At 57.6% G+C, this 20106-nt stretch carries 18 protein-coding genes; 12 read left to right on the top strand and 6 right to left on the bottom strand.

Annotation, left to right across the window (positions count from 1 at the left end):
- The first annotated feature begins 33 nt into the window (after positions 1-33).
- The 6 genes from DSL70_RS20815 to hypE all read left to right on the top strand — a co-directional run bounded on the left by DSL70_RS20815 (position 34) and on the right by hypE (position 7755).
- The gene (locus DSL70_RS20815) at positions 34-1740 is read left to right on the top strand and encodes a GAF domain-containing protein (RefSeq protein ID WP_119309912.1); all 1707 of its coding nucleotides are present in this window, start codon (positions 34-36) and stop codon (positions 1738-1740) included.
- Positions 1741-2004: 264 nt separating this feature from the next.
- Positions 2005-2805, top strand: coding sequence for a hydrogenase nickel incorporation protein HypB (hypB, locus tag DSL70_RS20810; protein ID WP_342635304.1), 801 nt, complete (start codon positions 2005-2007; stop codon positions 2803-2805).
- 82 nt (positions 2806-2887) lie between these two features.
- On the top strand, positions 2888-5209 hold the full coding sequence (hypF, locus tag DSL70_RS20805) for a carbamoyltransferase HypF (RefSeq protein WP_119309910.1): 2322 nt from the start codon (positions 2888-2890) through the stop codon (positions 5207-5209).
- 61 nt (positions 5210-5270) lie between these two features.
- Positions 5271-5588, top strand: a complete 318-nt coding sequence (locus DSL70_RS20800; RefSeq protein WP_119309909.1) for a HypC/HybG/HupF family hydrogenase formation chaperone — start codon at positions 5271-5273, stop codon at positions 5586-5588.
- On the top strand, positions 5585-6724 hold the full coding sequence (gene hypD / locus DSL70_RS20795) for a hydrogenase formation protein HypD (RefSeq protein ID WP_119309908.1): 1140 nt from the start codon (positions 5585-5587) through the stop codon (positions 6722-6724). Before DSL70_RS20800 ends, hypD begins: the two co-directional genes overlap by 4 nt.
- On the top strand, positions 6721-7755 hold the full coding sequence (gene hypE / locus DSL70_RS20790; protein WP_119309907.1) for a hydrogenase expression/formation protein HypE: 1035 nt from the start codon (positions 6721-6723) through the stop codon (positions 7753-7755). The genes hypD and hypE overlap by 4 nt, the downstream gene beginning before the upstream one ends.
- A 12-nt stretch (positions 7756-7767) precedes the next feature.
- Here hypE and DSL70_RS20785 read toward each other — a convergent pair whose 3' ends face one another.
- On the bottom strand, positions 7768-8679 hold the full coding sequence (locus tag DSL70_RS20785) for a cation diffusion facilitator family transporter (protein ID WP_119309933.1): 912 nt from the start codon (positions 8677-8679) through the stop codon (positions 7768-7770).
- A 438-nt stretch (positions 8680-9117) separates the two neighbouring features.
- Here DSL70_RS20785 and DSL70_RS20780 point away from each other — a divergent pair, with 438 nt between their 5' ends.
- The 3 genes from DSL70_RS20780 to DSL70_RS22810 all read left to right on the top strand — a co-directional run bounded on the left by DSL70_RS20780 (position 9118) and on the right by DSL70_RS22810 (position 10674).
- Positions 9118-9972: a D-amino-acid transaminase gene (locus tag DSL70_RS20780; RefSeq protein WP_119309906.1), complete on the top strand. Its 855-nt coding sequence runs from the start codon at positions 9118-9120 to the stop codon at positions 9970-9972.
- 317 nt (positions 9973-10289) lie between these two features.
- On the top strand, positions 10290-10433 hold the full coding sequence (locus DSL70_RS22375; protein WP_162916965.1) for a hypothetical protein: 144 nt from the start codon (positions 10290-10292) through the stop codon (positions 10431-10433).
- 112 nt (positions 10434-10545) lie between these two features.
- Positions 10546-10674 (top strand): hypothetical protein, encoded by a 129-nt coding sequence (locus DSL70_RS22810; RefSeq protein WP_280955368.1) that lies wholly within the window; start codon positions 10546-10548, stop codon positions 10672-10674.
- A 19-nt stretch (positions 10675-10693) separates the two neighbouring features.
- On the opposite strand, the gene DSL70_RS20775 is transcribed toward DSL70_RS22810, so the two are convergent.
- Positions 10694-11974 carry a TIGR03862 family flavoprotein gene (locus tag DSL70_RS20775; RefSeq protein ID WP_119309905.1) on the bottom strand — a complete coding sequence of 427 codons (1281 nt, stop codon included), beginning with the start codon at positions 11972-11974 and terminating at the stop codon, positions 10694-10696.
- A gap of 25 nt (positions 11975-11999) precedes the next feature.
- Between DSL70_RS20775 and DSL70_RS22805 the strand changes: the two genes are divergently transcribed.
- A complete protein-coding gene (locus tag DSL70_RS22805; protein WP_280955367.1) occupies positions 12000-12128 on the top strand; it encodes a hypothetical protein in 129 nt (42 codons plus the stop codon).
- A gap of 150 nt (positions 12129-12278) precedes the next feature.
- Here DSL70_RS22805 and DSL70_RS20770 read toward each other — a convergent pair whose 3' ends face one another.
- The 4 genes from DSL70_RS20770 to DSL70_RS20755 all read right to left on the bottom strand — a co-directional run bounded on the left by DSL70_RS20770 (position 12279) and on the right by DSL70_RS20755 (position 17453).
- Positions 12279-12869 carry a transglutaminase-like cysteine peptidase gene (locus tag DSL70_RS20770; protein ID WP_162916964.1) on the bottom strand — a complete coding sequence of 197 codons (591 nt, stop codon included), beginning with the start codon at positions 12867-12869 and terminating at the stop codon, positions 12279-12281.
- Between the two features lie 506 nt (positions 12870-13375).
- Positions 13376-13606: a hypothetical protein gene (locus DSL70_RS20765; RefSeq protein WP_119309903.1), complete on the bottom strand. Its 231-nt coding sequence runs from the start codon at positions 13604-13606 to the stop codon at positions 13376-13378.
- 563 nt (positions 13607-14169) lie between these two features.
- Positions 14170-15765 carry a succinyl-CoA:acetate CoA-transferase ScpC gene (gene scpC, locus DSL70_RS20760; RefSeq protein ID WP_119309902.1) on the bottom strand — a complete coding sequence of 532 codons (1596 nt, stop codon included), beginning with the start codon at positions 15763-15765 and terminating at the stop codon, positions 14170-14172.
- 650 nt (positions 15766-16415) lie between these two features.
- Entirely contained in the window at positions 16416-17453 is a 1038-nt protein-coding gene (locus DSL70_RS20755) for an SLAC1 anion channel family protein (RefSeq protein WP_245418308.1), read from the bottom strand.
- A gap of 385 nt (positions 17454-17838) precedes the next feature.
- Here DSL70_RS20755 and DSL70_RS20750 point away from each other — a divergent pair, with 385 nt between their 5' ends.
- Entirely contained in the window at positions 17839-18318 is a 480-nt protein-coding gene (locus tag DSL70_RS20750) for an RrF2 family transcriptional regulator (RefSeq protein ID WP_119309901.1), read from the top strand.
- A gap of 456 nt (positions 18319-18774) precedes the next feature.
- Positions 18775-20073, top strand: a complete 1299-nt coding sequence (locus DSL70_RS20745) for an SDR family oxidoreductase (RefSeq protein WP_119309900.1) — start codon at positions 18775-18777, stop codon at positions 20071-20073.
- Positions 20074-20106: the final 33 nt, after the last annotated feature.

The raw sequence follows: 20106 nt of genomic DNA, 5'->3' as shown, positions 1-20106 counted from the left end.
GGAGGGTTCTGCTGGAGGTATAGAATTTGTTCAATGATGACTACCGGGAATGATGACTCGGACGGGGATGACCATCGTGCGTCCTCGCCCATGCAAAAATTCAACTTGGCTCAGATGAACTCGATTGCGGGATCCTATGATGTCGCGATGGCGCGTGCGCGACGGTTCTTTCTGGATACGGGCAATGTCGAAGGCAACATCCCTGTGACAATTCTCCAGTCCTGGCGACGAAGTGCCGACTATGGCGTGGCCATGGACGCTCCCGCCAAGGTTGAAATTCCGACCCGGGCCGAGCTGAGTGCACTGATCGAGCGCAACGAGTCTCTCGTGCAGGCATCCTGGGGGGAAGTGGAGGCCTTGCGGCGCGACATCGGCCAGTCTGAAGGAGTGGTGATCCTGACGGATCCGGAGGGGCAGATTCTGATGCGGGTCGGCAACGACACCTTCATGCAGGCAGCCAATCGACTGGCTCTGATGCCGGGGGCCTCTTGGAATGAACGGCTGATGGGGACCAATGCCATCGGCACGGCCCTTCAGGAAAGCAGTCCGTTGTCCATTTGCGGCACCGAGCATTTTCTTGACCCCAATGGCGTGCTGAGCTGTTCCGCGATCCCCATTCTCAACCCGCAAGGCAGCATTCTGGGCACCCTTGATCTCAGTACCCCGGCCAATATTCCACATGATCATCTGCTGGCGCTGCTCGGGCGCGCCGTCACGCATATCGAGCGCAACATCTTCCATTACAACAGCGACAGCTGGGAGCGGATGGTCATCCATAGCAATCCCAGTCTTCTGGGTAGCCCGCATGAGGGTGTGCTGGCCTTCGATGGTGACCGTTTGGTCGGAGCCAACCGAATCGCGATGACCCTGCTCGGATTGCCATGGAGTGCAATCGGCGGGCTACGCTTCAATGATCTGTTCTCGGTGCAGCATGGCAGTGTCAACCGGACGGCTTCCTCTGACGAATGCATCGTGCAGACCCTCAACGGCCAGACCTTCTTTGCCCGCATGGTGCAGGCCAAGCCGGAGCGTCGCCGACAATCGGCCAGCCATGAACCGCTAAGGCAGCACAGAAAGGTTACAGATGTTCCGCGGCAACCTCATGAAATCCTTGATGATTTGCAGAAGGATCGGATCGTTGGGCCAATCTCGCGGCGCAAACCCGCGACAGGTGCCATGCTGGCGGCTTCGGACGAGCGGGACGACAGCGGCGAAGCTGTTCTGATCGTCGTCAAGGGCGAGGTGCGGTGCTTTACCTCCTTTGAAGGCAAGGAGCTCACTCTGTTTTCCCTCGGGCCGGGTGATGCCATGATCCTGCGCGATCATCTGCAGATGGAAATGCGGTCTGAAGGCGAGGTCTATATCCTGCGCCACAAGGAGTTCGAGACCGCTTTGGGGATGAGTACGGAATTTGCCCTGTCGGTCATACCCGTTGTCGAGCATCTACTCAGAAAATCCATAGAGTTGATCGAGGACATGGTCTTTCACAGCGTCAAGTTCCGGCTGGTGCGCATGGTGGTGGATCGCGTCGAGAAATCGGGACGTCCGACAGCGCGCGGGATGTCTGTCCAGATGCAGTCGAACGGAGAGGAAATCGCGATGCGGCTCGGCGTTACCCGTCAAACGGTCTCGACAGCCATCGCCGGTCTGATCCGCGACGGCTATGTCGAGAGACTGGGTTCCAAGGAGTTTCTGGTGCGCGATCTCGGCAAGCTCAAGGCGCTTCTGGACAAGAAATAGACCTCCGCTCAAGCCTTTTCGACCCTGTCTCGAAAAGGCTTCCGGCAACACTGCAAGACCTGAAACCCTGCTGCGATTTCAGCCGGCACTGGCGGCTGATGTCCAAAGACATGACAAGCGACATGAACGAACCGGTTCCGCATCTCCTCTAACATGCGGCAATCGTTCAGCTTTCGAAAGGATATGACAATGTGCGGCACCTGTGGCTGTTCCGATCCCGACACCGCTGTTTCAATAATCGATCCGGCAACCGGGGAGACTTCCTTGCTCCGAGCGGGCCATGAGCATCACCATCATCATGGTCATGACCATCATCACCATGATCACGCGCATCATGCTCATGACCATAGCCACGACGATCATCACCACGACCATAACCACGATCATGATCATGATCATGGCGGCCGGATCATATCTGTCGAGCAGGCTGTTCTGGCCGAAAACGATCGTCTGGCGCAGCGCAATCGCGGCTGGTTCGAGGGGCGTGGCGTGCTGGCGCTCAATCTGGTGAGCTCTCCGGGGGCGGGCAAGACAACCCTGCTGGAAAAAACCATCGAGGCCCTGTCGCCCTCCGTGGAGCTGACGGTGATCGAAGGCGACCAGATGACCACCAATGATGCCGACCGGATCCGTGCTGCCGGTGCCAATGCGCTGCAGATCAACACCGGCGCGGGCTGCCATCTGGAAGCCGACATGATCGCCGCGGCGACCCAAAAGCTGAACCCTGCACCCGGGTCCATCGTAATGATCGAGAATGTCGGCAATCTGGTTTGCCCGGCGATGTTCGATCTTGGGGAGCGCATGAAAATCGCAATCGTCTCGACGACCGAAGGCGACGACAAGCCGCTGAAATATCCCTACATGTTCCGCGCTTCCGAGGTGGTGATCGTCAACAAGATCGATCTGGCCCCTTATGTCGATTTCGATCCGGACCGGATGACCACCAATATCCTGAAGGTCAACCCGCACGCTCGCATCTTCATGCTGTCGGCGCGTAGCGGTGAGGGGATGGCCGAGTGGCTCGACTATCTGGCAACACTGAAACGGGAGCTTGCCGCCGCCTAGTCGGTCTTTAACCGGTTTGTGAGGAGGACGCCGGGCTACCGTCAAGGGGGCGCACGGCAGAGGTCAGGGAGACACATTCGCCATGTCGGCAGTATCGCTCATCATTCGCGGCCAGGTGCAGGGCGTGGGGTTTCGCCCCACCGTCTGGCGGCTTGCGCGTGAGTGCGGCTTGACGGGGGATGTGAAAAACACCAGCGAGGGGGTCGAGGTCCGGCTGTGGGGGGAAATGGCCGAACGCTTTGAAGCCATCCTCAGAGACAATCTGCCCGGGTTGGCAAGGATCGACAGCGTCGTCCGGACCACTCTTTCGGGTGCCGCGCCCCGGACGTTTGAAATCGTGACCAGCAAGGCGGGAGGCCTCGCCCAACTTGCCGTCACGCCAGATGTGGCGACCTGTCCCGATTGCCTCCGAGAAATCAGGGATCCGGCGGATCGCCGCTATCGTTATCCTTTCAACAACTGCACCAACTGCGGACCGCGCTTTACCATCGTGCAATCAGGCCCCTACGACCGGGCCAGAACCACTATGGCCCCCTTTGTTATGTGTGCTGAGTGCGCTGATGAATTTGCCAATCCCGCTGATCGCCGGTTTCACGCGCAGCCGGTTGCCTGCCCGGACTGCGGCCCTCGGGTGTGGCTTGAAGACTTGCAAACCGGCGCTTGTTTGGAAAGCGCGGATTGTCCGAAAACACTGGCCGAGTTGATCCTTGACGGCCACATCGTGGCCATCCGGGGGCTTGGCGGCGTCCATCTGGCCTGTGATGCGACCAACGCGCAAACGGTGGCCGCATTGCGTGCCCGCAAGCGGCGCAAGGCCAAGGCCTTTGCCATGATGGCGCGGGATCTGGAAGTCATCCGGCGCTATGCATCCCTCTCCACGGCGGAGGAGGCGCTGCTCACCAGCCCGGCGGCTCCCATCGTGCTGCTCTATGGAGCGGGAGAGAGGCTGCCGGATGCGGTGGCCCCTGGGCTCTCGCGTCTCGGTTTCATGTTGCCCCACACGCCACTGCATCATCTGATGTTCGAGCATCTGGACCGGCCGCTTATCATGACCTCGGGCAATCTTTCCGGCCAGCCTCAATGCACAACCAATGAGGAAATCCGCGACAGGCTTTCCGAGATCGCCGATTTTACCCTGATGCACGACCGGGATATCGCCAACCGCATCGATGACAGCGTTGCTGTGGTGGAACTGGGCCGGACGCGCCTGCTGCGCAGGGCGCGGGGCTATGCACCACAGGCGATTACCTTGCCGGATGACTTCCCTGAGGAGCCAGCCATGCTGGCCATGGGCTCAGAGCTCAAGAACACCTTCTGCCTCACCCGCAAAGGACAGGCAATCCTTAGCCAGCATATGGGCGATCTGGAAGACGCCGCTACCAATGAAGAGCAGAGGCACAATCTGACCCTGTTCCAATCGCTGTTCAGCCATCAGGCAGAGCGGATCGTTGTCGATGCCCATCCCGATTACCTGTCCACCCGGTTTGGCTACGAAATAGCCAAGGGACGCCCGGTGGAGGAGGTTCAGCATCATCATGCTCATATCGCCGCCTGCATGACCGAGAATGGGGTGAAACTGTCGGATGGCCCTGTTCTGGGCATTGCCCTTGATGGGCTGGGTTTGGGCGATGACGGCACCATCTGGGGCGGCGAGTTTCTGCTGGCTGACTATCTGGGCTATCGCCGTCTGGCCTGCCTGAAGCCAGTGCCCTTGCCCGGCGGAGCTGCCGCCGTGCGTGAGCCATGGCGCAATGCCTATGCGCAGATTGTTGCTGCCATGGGGTGGCAACAGTTTTGTGCCCGCCATGCTGCGTCCGATCTGGTGGCGCGTTTCAAGGCCCAGCCACTGGCAACACTGGATGCCATGATGCGAAGCGGCATGAACGCGCCGTTGAGCTCGTCTTGCGGTCGCCTGTTTGATGCGGCGGCCGCTCTTTGCGGTTTCGCATGGGAGCGCCAGAGCTATGAGGGCGAGGCAGCCATGCGGTTCGAGGCAGCAATCGAACGCGGGGCGCTTTGCGACGAGGAGAGTTCAGCCTATCCGTTTGTCATCCGCGCCGGAGACCCGCTGCAGCTCGATCCCGCACCGGCACTGGAAGCCTTGCTTGTGGATCGGTTGAACGGATCAGCCCCCGGGGTGCTGTCGGCACGGTTCCATCTCGGGCTTGTCGATGCGCTCGAAGAGCTGACGCTGATACTGGCGCACCGGCAGGCAATCAACACCGTCGCCCTGTCCGGTGGCTGTTTTCAGAATGTGACCCTGTTCACCCTGTTGCACCAGCGGCTGGAGGCGGCTGGGCTTGTTGTTCTCAGCCACTCCAAAGTTCCGTGCAATGACGGGGGGCTGTCGCTGGGGCAGGCGGCCATCGCCATGGCGCGCAGTCGACAGCGGGCAAACGGATAAAGAACGACCCCGGCCCAGCCCGATGTGGCGAGGCTGGTTTGTAGCGAAGAAAGGAAGCGACATGTGCTTGGGTATTCCTGGACAGATCGTTGAAATCACGGATTCTGAACGCAAATTGGCAACGGTTGATATTTCCGGGGTTCGGCGCGTGGTCAATGTCGCCTGTGTCACGACCAACAGGTCGCTTGACGACCTGATTGGCCGATGGGCGCTTATCCATGTGGGCTTCGCCATGAGCCTGATTGACGAGGCCGAGGCCGCCCTGACCCTCAAGGCCTTGCATGAACTTGACGAGGTCTCCGGCGAGCTAGAAACCATCACCAGAACCGAGGCCATGATGCGCACCGGGGCGGAAACCGGACAAGGGCCCGTGCAATGAAATATGTGACGGAATTCCGCGACCCGGTGGCGGCAAGGCAACTGCTAGCGGCCATCAGCCATACTGTCGACCAGATCGGCGCAACGAAAGACAACCCGGTCCGTCTGATGGAAATCTGCGGCGGGCACACCCACGCGATCTTCCGTTACGGACTGGATCGTCTTACCCCGCCGGGTCTGGAATTCATTCATGGGCCGGGCTGTCCGGTTTGTGTTCTACCCATGAGGCGGGTGGATGAATGTGTCGAGATCGCCATGCGGCCTGAGGTGATTTTCACCACATTCGGCGATGCCATGCGGGTTCCCGGGCGGAGGAAATCGCTGCTCGACTCCAAGTCGGAAGGGGCTGATGTGCGCATGGTCTATTCGCCCCTTGATGCGCTTGAACTGGCGCGCTGCAATCCCGACCGTGAGGTGGTCTTCTTCGGTCTCGGTTTCGAGACGACGACACCGTCCACGGCGCTGACGATCCTGCAGGCTGCTTCGGAGGGTATCGGCAATTTCTCGCTCTTCTGCAATCACATCACGGTGACTCCACCGCTGAGGCTGTTGCTCGAGGATCCCGAAATGAAGCTCGACGGCTTTATCGGACCGGGCCATGTTTCCATGGTCATCGGCACGCGCCCCTATGAGTTCATTGCCCGGGAGTTTGGCAAGCCGCTGGTGGTGGCGGGATTTGAACCGCTCGACCTTTTGCAGTCGGTGCTCATGCTGCTCAGGCAACGGGTCGAGGGGCGCGCTGAAATCGAGAACCAGTATGCCCGTATCGTGCCCGAGGAGGGCAACCCGGCATCTCTTGCGGCCATTGAACAGGTTTATGAACCACGCCCGACCTTCGAGTGGCGTGGCCTTGGCGAGATCGACAAGTCTGGTCTGCGCATCCGCGAGGCCTATGCCGCCTATGACGCCGAACGCAAGTTCGATGTCGGCTATGGATCATCGAAGCCACATGTGCCGGACACCGAGAGCTTTGCCTGTGGTGCGGTAATGACCGGGCGTATGAAGCCCTTTGTCTGCCCTGAATTCGGCAAGGGCTGCACGCCGGAGCATCCGTTGGGCGCGCTGATGGTCTCATCAGAAGGGGCCTGCGCGGCCTATTATCAATATGCCGATGTAAGGCCGGAGGTGGCGGAATGAATGCTCTGAACAAGCTTCTTGAAGGACGGATATCGCTCGCCCATGGCGGCGGCGGTAAGGCCATGCACGATCTGATTGACCAGATTTTCGCCGCCCGTTTCAAACCGGACAGCCGGGAAGATCAGGCCCGCCTGTCCCACCCTGCGCTGGCCGAGCCGGGCGCGCAACTCGCCTTCACCACCGACAGTTTCGTCGTCTCGCCGCTGGAATTCCCCGGCGGTGACATTGGCAGGATCGCGGTCTGCGGAACGGTCAATGACCTGGCGGTTGGCGGCGCCCGACCGCTCTGGCTATCGGTTGGCTTTATCCTTGAAGAAGGCTTTGAGGTGGCCACCCTCGTGCGCATTGTCGACAGCATGGTTGGCACCGCAGAGGAAGCCGGGGTGAGGATCGTGACTGGCGACACCAAGGTGGTGGACAAGGGCAAGGGGGATGGTGTGTTCATCAACACCGCCGGGGTCGGGGTCATTCCGCCGGGCCGTACCCTGCTGGCCTCTTCGGTCAGGGCGGGAGACGTGGCGATTGTCAATCACCGGCTCGGCGACCATGGGGCGGCCATTCTGGCGGCGCGGGGCGATTTGGCCTTGTCGGCCTCCATTGAGAGCGACTGCCAGCCGCTCAACGGTTTGATGGAAGCCGTGCTCGCTGCCGCGCCCGGCGTGCGTGCGGCGCGAGACGCAACAAGGGGCGGGCTGGCGTCCTGCCTTAATGAGATCGCGCAGGAGGCGGGCGTCGGGATCGAGATCGAGGAACAGTTGCTGCCCATCCACCCCGAGGTGCGCGGCGTCTCCGAAATTCTCGGCCTTGATCCGCTTTATCTGGCCAACGAGGGCACTCTGGTACTGTTCGTGCCCGAAGAGGAGGCGGACGCGGCGCTTGCGGCCATGAAGGCCACGCCAGCCGGGCAGGGGGCCGCGATCATAGGATGCGCCGTCAGCGAACATCCGAAACGGGTGGTCATGCAGACGCTGTTTGGCGGCGGAAGGATTGTCGATATGCTGGTCGGGGAGCAATTGCCCCGTATCTGCTGAAGGGTTCTGGCGTCAGATCGGCAGGATGTCGTCGAAAACGGATTCATTGGCCATATATTCGGGCTCGACATGGATCGTAACGACGGCGTGCGGCATTTCCTGCTTGAGGGCATTCTCGATCCGGTCGCAGATGGCGTGGGCCGCATAGACCGTCATCTTGCTCGGCACCACCAGATGGAACTCGACGAAAATAACCCGTCCTGCATGGCGTGTCCTGATGTCGTGTGCTTCGATGGCACCATCGGCATTGTCCATGATCGTCTGGCGCAGCTGTTGCAACTCTTCCTGATCGATGGCTTCGTCCATCAGGCCGCTGAGGGACCCGCGGATCAGTTGCCAGCCCGTCCACAGGATCGATACCCCGACGAACATCGCCAACAGCGGGTCAAGCCAGTTGAGCCCGGTGAGCTTGGCCAAGCCAACGCCTGCCAGAACGCCGATCGAGGTGACGACATCGGTAAACAGATGGCGCCCGTCTGCCACAAGGGCAGGGGATCGCAGCTGGCGTCCGATGTGAACCAGCGCATAGGCCCACACCGCGTTGATCACCCCGGCAAGGCCGTTGAGCACCAGACCGATGATCGGCACGGACAGATCGCGGGGTGCCTGGAATACATCAAGCGCTTCCATGAAAATGGTGATCGCGGCCAGCACGACCAGAACACCCTCGGCAACGGCAGAAAGATATTCCGCCTTGTGATGCCCGAACTGGTGGTTATGGTCTGCCGGCTTTTCGCCCAGCCTCAACGCCACAAGCACCGCAAAAGCTGCCGCAAGATTGATCAGCGTTTCCAGTGCGTCCGAATAGAGGCCGACGGAGTTGGTCATCGCATAGGCGGCATATTTCAGTGCCAGGACGACGACGGCGATGAGCACGGAGCCGACGGCAAGCTGTTGGGCTGACAAAAGACTCTTCTTTTGCATTGCGGTGGCCTTGTCTGTCATGATGTATCAGGTTTGTCCTTGATAGGGGAAGCTACTCGGGGAAAAGTGGCAACAGGAAGAAACCCGCAGGAGCGAGTGGAAATGCTGATGTGCTTTTCGCATAGCCCTAAGGTGATTCCCAGATGCGATTTTGTCCCATCGGCTTTGCCGTGTATAACTGAACGTGCCTGTTGGTCTTCCTCTAAGAGCGATTGTATTGCGCCTTTGAGCGGCCTAATGTCGTTCCAATTCTCCATGAAATTGCACGCGAGGGATGCTCCGTCGAGCACGCGTCGATTGCATGGTCTTCCGGCCATTCAACCTTGGCCATTCCATTCTGTTCCTTGCTGTCCGGCCGTCGCGGACCCTGTTCTTCTTACAACAGATCGTCTTTATAGTCGGATAACGGAGCAAAAATATGATAAGAAAGGGTCCCTCATGTCGCGCACTGTCTATGTCAACGGAGAATTCCTGCCCGAGGAAGATGCCAAGATCTCCATCTTTGATCGTGGCTTCCTGTTTGCCGACGGGGTTTATGAGGTTTCCACCATCCTTGATGGCAAGCTGGTGGACAATGCGGCCCATCTGGCGCGCCTGCAACGCTCGCTTGGTGAGCTGGCCATTCCTCTTCCATGCACCATGGAGGAGCTGGAAGCCATCCAGCACGAGCTGATCAAACGCAACAATATTGACGCTGGCAGCGTCTATATTCAGGTAACCCGCGGCGCGGAAGACCGCAACTTCCTTTGGTCGGAAGGATTGAAACCCTCGCTGGTCCTGTTCACCCAGACACGCGGCGCCAAGATGGACAGTGTTGCCGAGGTTGGCCTCAATGTGGTCTCTCAACCGGATATCCGCTGGCAGCGCCGGGACATCAAGACGGTTGCCCTGTTGCCTGCCTCCATGGCCAAGAAGAAGGCCATTGCTGACGGTGCCAATGATGCATGGCTGGTTGAGGATGGGTTCATCACCGAGGGCACGTCCAACAATGCCCACATCATCACCAGGGATGGCAAGCTGATCACCCGTGCCCTGTCCAACAAGATCCTGCACGGTATCACCCGCAAGGCCGTTCTGGCGCTCGCCGACGAGGCTGGTCTTACGGTCGAGGAACGCAGTTTCACGCCAGACGAAGTCAAGGCAGCGGCGGAAGCTTTTGTCACCTCTGCGACCATGTTCGTGGCCCCTGTGGTATCGTTCGATGGCACTGCGATTGGAGATGGCAAACCGGGCCCGTTCACCAAACGTCTGCGTGAGCTTTACATCGACTTTGCCAAGAAGAGCCTTAGCTGAACAGGGGCCGCCCCTTGAAGGGGCGGCTCTCCCATCCCATCTTGGTTGGGCAATAGTGGCGTTCGAAGAGAAGATCCTGTCATGCGAAACCTCAACAAGCCGTCCTTTGAACCGGTCATGAGTTTGCTCGTTGGCCTCTTGATCATCGTGACAATGATGCTGATCTGGGTGATCTGATTTCCCTGACCATACATTGTTTCCTCTCTCTGGCAAAATCAAAGACCGGAGACAGAGGGCTTTTATCGCGCACCACCTGAACCGACCCGATCCCCAAAGGGAGACCGTTCAGGTTTCAACTGAAGGGATCGACGGCACTCATGACTGACAAGACGACAACCGACCATGTCTATCTCAAGGACCGGATGAGCGGCTATCGTGGCTGGCTGAAAATTCTGGTCTACACCCTGTCCGGCATCGTGATGCTGTCATTTGTTTTCGGCAATCTGATGCAGGGCTTCTGATAGGGAGAGATGCATGGGCATCCCGCTCTCTTACCTGATCCTGGCGACCCTCGTTCTTTTCCGGCTGTTCACTGGCTGATCGGCACAACCGATAAAAGGCAGATATCCCATTATGCAAGATAAACACAATGAACAGGGCTGGAAGCGTTGGCTGAGCCCATCAGCGATCGTCTTCTTTGTGCTGGTGGCATTGGCAGCCAAGGCCGATCTCTTCGAAGGACTCTGGTTTGCAGCCAGCTAAGCTTTTTGCTGCCTGAGCCTCACTCGTCCAGCGTCAGATAACGCCCGATTCCCTCTGCTGCGCGATAACCCTGTGACAGGCAGCCCGTGAGCAGATAGCCGCCGGTCGGTGCCTCCCAATCCAGCATTTCGCCCGCCATGAACAGGCCGGGCAGGCGTTTGACCATCAAGCCGTCATCAAGTTCATCCAACAGGACGCCGCCAGCGGTGCTGATCGCTTCGGCGATGGGGCGTGGGCGCGTCAGCGTCACGGGCAGGGCCTTGATGCTTTCTGCCAGCCGGTCCATGTCACTCATCACCGCCTTGTCCGTCGCAATCTTGAGAAGAGCCGCCTTCAAACCCTGCAGCTTGAGGCTTTTGCGCAGGTGGTTGGAAAGCGATTGCTTGCCTTTGGGCCGATCAAGGCGGGTCTTGAGCTGGGCCAGCGTCAGGTGTGGGCGCAGATCGACCAGAAGGGTCGCTGTTCCATCCCGTTCAATGGCATCCCGCAACGGGGCGGAAAGCGCATAGACCGCGCCGCCCTCTATGCTGCCGCAGCTCTTGCCATGCATTTCCTCACCAGAGTGGTCGGCATGGCTGGAGATGACGAAGTCGCCATTGGCTGACTGGTCGCCGAATTTGAGGCGCACGGATTTGACCGGTGCCCCGGCCCACGGGCTGACAAAATCTTCCGGCCAGTCAACATCGAAACCGCAGTTGGCCGGGCGGTATGGGCGGCTCTCTATGCCCCGCTCAGAAAGTGTAGCCAGTGCCGCACCATCGGTTCCAAGACGCGGCCAGCTCGGGCCTCCAAGGGCCAGAAGGCAGGCATCTGCTTTTACTGACACTGCACCGTCCGGTGTCATGAACCGGAGCGCTCCATCCTCTGACCAGCCGGTCCAGCGATGGCGGGTGACAAGCTGCACCCCGCGCTGTTCCAGACGCTTCATGAGGGCGCGCAACAGGGGGGAGGCTTTCATCGTTCTTGGAAAGATCTTGCCCGATGATCCGGTGAAGGCCTCCTGACCAAGCGCCTGCATCCATTCGATGATGTCACGGGTGCCGAAGGCTGACAGCAGCGGTTCCATCCACTCCGATGCCTCCCCATACTGCGCCGCAAAGTCTTCCGGATGACTGAGGCCTGACTGATGGGAAATGTTGAGGCCGCTCTTGCCCGCCATCAGCACCTTGCGGGCCGGGCTGGGCATGGCATCGTAAATCCGGATGGCGAGATCCGGACGGGTTTCCGACAAATGGTCGGCTGCCATCAGTCCGGCAGCGCCTGCGCCGATAATTGCAACGGTTTTTCCTGGGGTGTTCATGCGTCTGTCTTTCCGGATGAGTTCAATGGCAGAGACCTACATCCGCGCGGCCACGATAGCCAGAGAAATCGCGAGCCTAACAGAAAAAGGCCTCGAATCCCTGTTCGAGGCCAGTTGGGACAGCTGTGTGAGCGGGCTGTCCGGCTCAAGCTGAATTGGTCTCCCTGAACATGGCCTTGGTATTGCCTCCTCCACTGTGCTGGGCAGTGGGCTCATGTTCATGACGCAGCGCAAGACTGCGGCTTTATTTGCCTCCGGGAGTGAGAGGCTGCGGTTGGACCGCAATCAGCCTAGATATTCGGGGCTACTGGTTGCCGCGCAATCGGAACCCGGCCACGGGCCGTTGGGTCGTTGGCTGCGGCGCTCCGGCGACGCGCTGCCACATTTGCGGGTTGCCAACCGCCTGACGCTTGTTCCAGCGGTAGTTCACCTCCTGCCAGGGCAGAACGCGTTGATTGAGATTGTCCAGCACGAATTCGCCGCGGTCAGTGCGTGCAATAAGCACCGCATGATAGGTGCCGTCTTCCAGAAATGCTGTTGTGATCAGCAGCGCATCGGAGGGCCAGCCCCGTCGGAGCAGCTCCTGCTGCTTGGTCAGGGCATAGTCCTCGCAATCCCCTTCACGGACATAGGCAGACCATTCATCGATCTGGCCATCAGCCTTTGCCTTGATGCTTCTGTTGACCGATGCGTTGACGTCAAGCAGCTGCTTCCAGCTTTCCTGCGTCAGGGCAACCGCTCCTTGTCCATAGCGCTGGCAGGCAACCGGGTTGCTTGCGCAATAATAGACATGACCGGCTGGGGGGCTGGTTCGTTCCGTCACGCGCATGCTACCGGTCATCGCTGCAACTGCGCTCTGCGGCGCGAAGCTGGCGATCAGGCCGATTGTCATCATGCTGGCCAACAGACTTCCTTTTGCAAAGACTGTCAGATGTGAATGCCGAAACAAGAGAACCCCCTTATGAAAACCTCTGTTCAGAGCTTACGCACGGCGCCTGAACAAGGCGTTTGAAATTATGGGGGAATTGAAATCAATTATAAACGAATAATTAACCTTGAGTGGTGGGTTTTGCTCGATTCGTTTTGCCGGGCAAGGCGAAGGACGACCCGTCCTGAACAATGCGATTGAAGGAATAGGGCTTTCAGACTTGCTGTTGGATCCTGTTAAGCAGTCGGAAAGGATGGGGCATTCCTCAAGAGCCTTGCTGGAAAGAGTCAAAAACGACAAGAAAGTTGTGCCTTGTTGGTGACAATTGTGATGTCACCCTCAGCGAAAGCGCAGGGGAGATTGAAAAAAATCATACAGTCTTAGAGGGCTTTGCTCAAGCCGAAGATAAGCATGCGAGAGAGAGTGGCAGGCGGGCTCTTTGGCAAGCGACAGACCGTCGGGTGGCGGTTCGTCTACTGGTCTTGCCAATGGTCATCAGACCGGGTGCCCTCACCGGGCAGAAGATGGCGCAGCAGCCACAGAATGGCGAGCGCCGGAACGACAAGCAGAAACCGTTCGCTGTTGGCTTCAAAATGGAAGTTGCTGAATTCACCATGACTGCCAAGCATCGACAGAGTCTCCCAGAAGAAGATGACCGTAACCAGTAAACCCAGAAGTGCCTTTGTGGAGATGGTGAATCTCATGATTGTATGCCTGATAGAGTGAAGCAGCCTGGCGCCTGTGCGCCTTGAAAACAAGACTAGCAGAAACTGCTTTAATCGCATTTAAACGGATTGTTCAAATTCTAACGGCCGTCGCCATTTTCCGATGGGGAGGTTTTCCGGCACGCTCCATGAGGTGCGGGAAGGACTTGGGGATTTGCCACCGGAACCATTCAGGCCGCCGATCCAGTCTTGCGTCTGTTGGCGGGGAGATGAGGTGGTTTTCTGAATCAAGCCTCCAGCAACATGAATCAATGTGTGAAGCGCATGAATCAATCTCTGAACTTCGCTGAATCAGTTTCTGAAGATGCAGAATCATTTTGTCAGGATATATGTCTAACCTGCTCAAATGAATCGCGAAATCATGCTGTTCTTAAAGTGGTTTCTGTCACGCGATCAGCGCCGTTTTTCGCAGGGGGACGCTCCCTTAGGCCTGGTGGGGCACATAAAAAAAGAGCGATGGTCGAAACCACCGCTCCTGATCGAACCGGGAAAGGAAGGGCGCTCAGCGTAGCTGACCACTGTGCGCCCGCCCCGAAAGAGACCTATTCGCAAAGGTCTACCTTGATGTCCCAGTTCTTGATTTTCATCGTGCCATTCTGAGCAAGATTGAGCTGCATCTTGAAGACGCGATCCCACAGCTGTGGTTCGTGACCAACGCCGCGACGGATACATTCCCTTTCGGCCATGTCGAAATACTCGTTCATGATGTCCTTGTAATCCGGATGGACGCAGTTGTTGATGATGCAGTGAGCGCGGTCGCGCGGAGCCAGACCGCGAAGGTCGGCCAGACCCTGTTCGGTTACCACCACGTCGAGGTCATGCTCGGTGTGGTCGATATGCTGGGCGTGTGGAACAACGCAGCAAATGCCGGTCGGGTCGGTCTTGGACGGACGGACGGACGGCGTATGCATGATCTTCAGGAAGCCAGAGCGCAGGAAGTCACCCGAGCCGCCGATACCGTTGACGATACGGGTGCCGCTGATCAGCGTGGAGTTGGCGTGACCATACATGTCGATTTCGATCGGCGTGTTCATGGCAATCACGCCGAGACGGCGAGCCACTTCCGGGTTGTTGGAAATGGACAGCGGACGCAGGATGATCTTGTCTTGATAGAACTCGCGGCGCTCGATGAAGCGCGGCATGCCGTTGTCCTGAGACAGCGACAGCGAGCAGGACGAAGCATAGTCAAGGCGGCCACTGTCGAACAGATCGAGCATACCGTCCTGAAGCACTTCGGTGTAAACGCTGAGGTTATAGAACGGACCGCTGGCCAGCCCGCCAACAACGGCGTTGGCGATGGAGCCCACACCGGACTGCAGTGGCAGCAGGTTTGGCGGGAGGCGGTGATGCTTCACTTCGTTCTGGAAGAAGTCGAGCAGGTAGTTGGCGATGGCAACGGAGCCTTCGTCCGGATCTGCCAGAGAACGGCCCTTGTCGGAATATTCGGATTCGACGATGGCAACGATCTTGCTCGGGTCACACGGAATGCATGGCATGCCGATGCGACTGTTTGCCTTGGTGATACCGATGATTTCACGATGCGGAGGAGCATGCAGGACCATGATGTCATGCATGCCTTCATAGGAAGGCATCGCGGTGTTGACTTCGAGGATGATGTTGTCGCAGGTCTGGATGATTTCCGGGATCACGCCGACAGAGGCGGACGGAACCAGACAGCCGTCTTCGGTCACTGCAGACACTTCGATGATGGCCAGGTCCAGTTTGCCTGACTTGGAATCCTTGGTGTAGAAGCCGTAGGCAAGATCCTGTGCAAACAGCGACAGATGCTTGTCGCCCATGCGGATGCGGCCTTCGTTGATGGCTTTTGCGATGTTCTTGCCGGTCTGGTAAGGCCAACGACGGTCGATCATGTCGTTGTCCGCCCAGCGGCCTTCGGTTTCAGCTCCCACGGAAGCGCCGATGAAGAGGTTGAATTTCAGTTTGCCCTGAAGGTTGTTCTTCTCGACATGCTCGGCCAGCGCGATTGGCACAGCCTTTGGATACCCTGCTGGCGTAAAGCCGGACCAGCCCAAGTTCATGCCATCCTTGAACATGTCAATGGTGTCTTCCACCTTCATGACTCTGTTCATAAGGAATGGACAGCGGACTCGTTCTTCCAGTGTTCCATACTTACCCATTCTTGTTTTCTCCTGTGAGGATCTGCTTTTCATGTTTCGGGTCTGCCCATCGATCCGAGCGGGAGGATAGTGGGCGAAATCCGGGAATGACGAGGGGAATGTTTCAGCCAGCCGGACGTCCCCGCGCAAGTATCCCGTTCGGACAACAGGGCCTGGGCACCGGTCGAAATGATCTGATGCGGGTCATGGTTGTTCGGGCTGTTCGGAAAAGGCGAATTGGCCAGAACGCGCGCAACTCCGCACAAGGCAGAGCAAGGGTCTGGCGTCATCTGATCTTGCTGCAGGTTGACATGCATTGTCTTGAGGGTATTCCCTGATTAAGAACCGCAAAATGTCTGGCTCTCTTTATCCTAAAGTGTAACACCAACAAAGGATAGCGGGAATTCGGACCAACGGTGAACTATTGACGAAAATTTGTAAATTTTTTGGCAATAAACATGAGGAAAAAATGCGATTTGCTTTTCCTTTTGTTCTGAGTCAATGAAGTTTGAGTGATAGCCTGTTTTGGGGCTGAAATCAGCCAAAATCTGACTGAAAATTCCTCTCCGGATTTTGATCGTAAATGCACAGATGAACGCCCCAAAATAAGAGCGCGAGTCGGTTTACCGATTTTGCGCTCTCACTATGTGAGCACCCCAAGGAGGTTGCCGTTATTCGGGCTGGCAGATCTCGTTGCCGATGATCGCTCTGGCGGTTCTGTAAAGCAGACCGATGATCACCAGAACCAGCAGGGCAAACAACGCAAGGCCGAGCGTCTCATGGAAGGGAGACTGGCTTTTTTCCGCATAGAGCATGGTCGAGATCGTCAGGGCTGCCATGGGGAAGCTATAGGCCCACCATGACATGGCAAATGAGATCCGCGACAGCTTTGGCAGCTGCAGCAGGATGATCAGGAAAAAGAAGACCCCGGTATAATAGAGAACGCGCGCGAAGGGACCGATCTCTCCGGTCATGGTCACGAAGGAGACAAACCCGACTGCTGGCGGTGCAATCAGGATCATCAGGGTCGGCAGAAGCCGTTGTGGCAGCGGATTGTGGAAAACCAGCCGGTTGAAAACCAGTGTCAGAAGAACGATCCAGAACAGGATGCCAATGGCAAAGAAGAACCACGAAATCTCCATGTAACCCTGTCTGGCACCGGCAATGGGAACGAGGATATTGCCGACCACCGGAATGAACCATGCCGGATTGAGATGCATCAATTCAAAGTTCCTGTGGCCGATCCAGGTGGACAGAACAGCAAGGGTTCCGAACAGGTGGAGCGCTGCACCAACAGCCCAGAAGCCAAATGAAAGCTGAGGCGAAAACGGTGCAAGGGCCGTCCCCATGAGGATCAGGCCGATGGAGGCTGCGGGGAAAAAGCACAGCCGCACGGGATGGTTCCATTCCCAGCGGATGGCTTGAGGGTAGCGCACCGCCTTGGCCAGATAGAAGCCGAGCAGAAGCGCAAAGACAATTCCGGTAAAGATCAATAAAAACAGACTGGTAGAGTGCTCTGCGCCGAGGCTTTTCTCAATGCGTTCCGTGGCCAGGGTGAAGCCTGCCAACCCCATGACCATGGCAAAGAATGCGTTGGGGAAATGCTCGAGGCGGGAAGGGGCGCGTACGCCCATGCTGTGCATCGGGGCGGTATTCGGGGTGTTGGTCGACGATGCGCCGGGACCAGTCGAGGTGCTCATCTGCGTCATTCTGCCTCTCCAAAATAGGCGGGGGAATTTAAACAAGTAAACTTGATACTTCTTATCACAAGTGTTACAACATAACCAACAAATGATTTCCGGGAAACCTCTGGAATTTGTATATTCGAAAATATGAACATGTAAGATGAGCTCTCTCCGTTCATCGCACTCCAGCGCGGAGTGCTGATGGCACTGCTGCCCGTATCGATCACCCCGGTCTCTAATCGATATGGGCAGCAGTGCATTTTTTATGTTCGATCGAATATGAATCTGTCATTGTTGGCTATGTGCCCCAAAATGTTATACTTATGTATAGCGTTATTGGTGCGTCACTCGGTGGAATGAGGCATCGCAAAGGGGATGTCTCGTCCCTTGGCCAAGGCTCGGAGGTTTCATGCGTCTTACCCAGCACTCAAATTATGCAATGCGCCTGCTGATGTATTGCGCGCTGAAGCCCGAGCATACGGTTCGCCTTGCCGAAATCGCTGGCGCCTACGACATTTCAGGTCACCACCTGAACAAGATCGCCCAGCGTCTGGTGCATATCGGCGCCATTCAGGCTATCCGCGGTCGAAACGGTGGTATAAGGCTGGCCAAGGATCCCAAGGACATCAATATCGGGGAAATCATCCGCCAGACCGAAGAAAACATGATCATTGTGGAATGTTTTTCCGAGGAGACGAACACCTGTCCGTTGATCTCCCAGTGCAAGTTCCGGATGCTGCTGCAGGACGCTCTTGCAGCTTTCCTCAAGGTGCTGGATGCCTATACGCTCGCCGACATGGTTTCCCATCCCGACTGTCTTAAACCGTTGCTCGGGATGAGCGAACAGATCGGAAATCTGAGCGAAGTCCATCGGCCCAACTGTGGCTGACGGGATTGTGAGGGGCGGGAAGCGATCCGATAGCCAGTTGCCTCTTGCTGCATCGACAGCGCGAATAGCGGCAAGCCGAGGCATCGGTTCCTATTTCTCTGAAGATATCCCCAGACAATTGACAAGGCTTTTAAACCAGCCCGAAAGCAGCGATTGCTAACCATCGCGCGGGCTGGCCAGACCTTCAGCCTAATCCCTTCCAGAACAAGGGCAATTAAGCACTGTTGCCGTATTTACCCTCCGTTTGGCATTTGATACATTTCGGTACAAATATGTAATGCTAATTGTGAAGATGACCTCACACATGGGGGCGACTAAAGTCGGCACGAAATTTGCCGCACACTGACTTAGGATGCGGATTCATCTGGCTGATTTACTGCATTGGGTGTGATAGCCGCGATCGGTTCAATTTGCTTTTTTGTTTTGGAATTGTGTTAGGGAGCGGACAGGGCAGTTATGCGCATTCTGGTTCTTGGTGGTTTTGGCCTGATCGGATCGGAAATATGCCGAGCCTTGCTCCGTGCAGACCATGAGGTGGTCAGCCTGTCGCGGACACCGAGGGAGGCGGCAAAACTCCTTCCTCAGGTCGAGTGGTTCACGGGCGACATGCGCCGGATGCTGGATCCGGGCGAATGGATGCATCTGCTTGATGATGTTGACGCCGTGGTCAATGCCGCCAGCGCACTTCAGGATGGTCTGATGGCCGATCTGGAAGCCGTTCATCATCTGTCGGTCAAGGCTTGCCTGGATGCCTGTGTCGAGCGAGGCATCCTGCGCTTTGTCCAGATCTCTTCTACCGGTGCGGAGCCCAACGCCCCGACTGCCTTCATGCGCACCAAGGCCGTTGGTGATGATGTGGTGATGGATTCGTCCATCGAGTGGGTGGTGTTGCGTCCCGGTCTCGTTCTCGCCCCCTCTGCCTACAGTGGCACTGCGCTGCTGCGTATGTTGGCCGGCTTTCCCTATATCCAGCCTCTCGTCATGGCCGATCGCCGCATCCAGACCATTCATATCGATGAACTGACGGAAGCGGCCCTGATGGCCGTGGAAGGGCGCATTCCTGCCCATGCCGATATCGATCTGGTTGAAGCGGAAAGCCACACCTTTGAAGAGCTGGTCGTGGGCATGCGCAACTGGCTGGGCTTTTCGCCCGCCTGGAAGACATTCCGGTTTTCAACGCGCACTTCCAATCTGCTCACCAGCATTGCCAATGGTCTCGGTCGGCTTGGCTGGCGGTCGCCGATGCGTACCACCGCGCTTCAGGTGCTGGAAGGTCATGTCAACGGTGATCCGACCCTCTGGCACTCGATCTCCGGCCGCTATTGCCGCTCCTATGAAGAAACGCTGGCGATGATGCCGAGCACGACGCAGGAGCGCTGGTTTTCCCGGCTGGCCCTGTTGCTGCCGGTTCTTGTGGCCACGCTGTCGCTGTTCTGGATCCTGACCGGTGTGCTGACGCTGTTTGACATGCAGTGGGCTGCGCAAAATCTGGCCGATTCTGGGGCTACTGTCCTGCAGGTGCAATTCCTGCTGGCGAGTGCTGCCTTCATTGACATTGCGCTGGGCATAGCGATTCTTGTTCGCCGATTGGCCCATCAGATCTGCATGGCGATGGTGATCATGACGGTGATCTATCTGTGCACCGCCAGTTTGCTGGTTCCCGCCCTCTGGATGGATCCGGCAGGGGCTTTGATCAAGGCTGTCCCGGCGATGATGCTGGCACTGGTTACACGGGCGCTGCTGGGCAGCCGCTGATGCTGTCGCCAACTCTTCTCATGATGTGTAACA

This window comes from Cohaesibacter haloalkalitolerans (assembly GCF_003574655.1).
GTDB classification, from domain to species: domain Bacteria; phylum Pseudomonadota; class Alphaproteobacteria; order Rhizobiales; family Cohaesibacteraceae; genus Cohaesibacter; species Cohaesibacter haloalkalitolerans.
The sequence above is the reverse complement of the archived record's forward strand: the minus strand, read 5'-3'. Positions and strand labels throughout refer to the sequence as shown.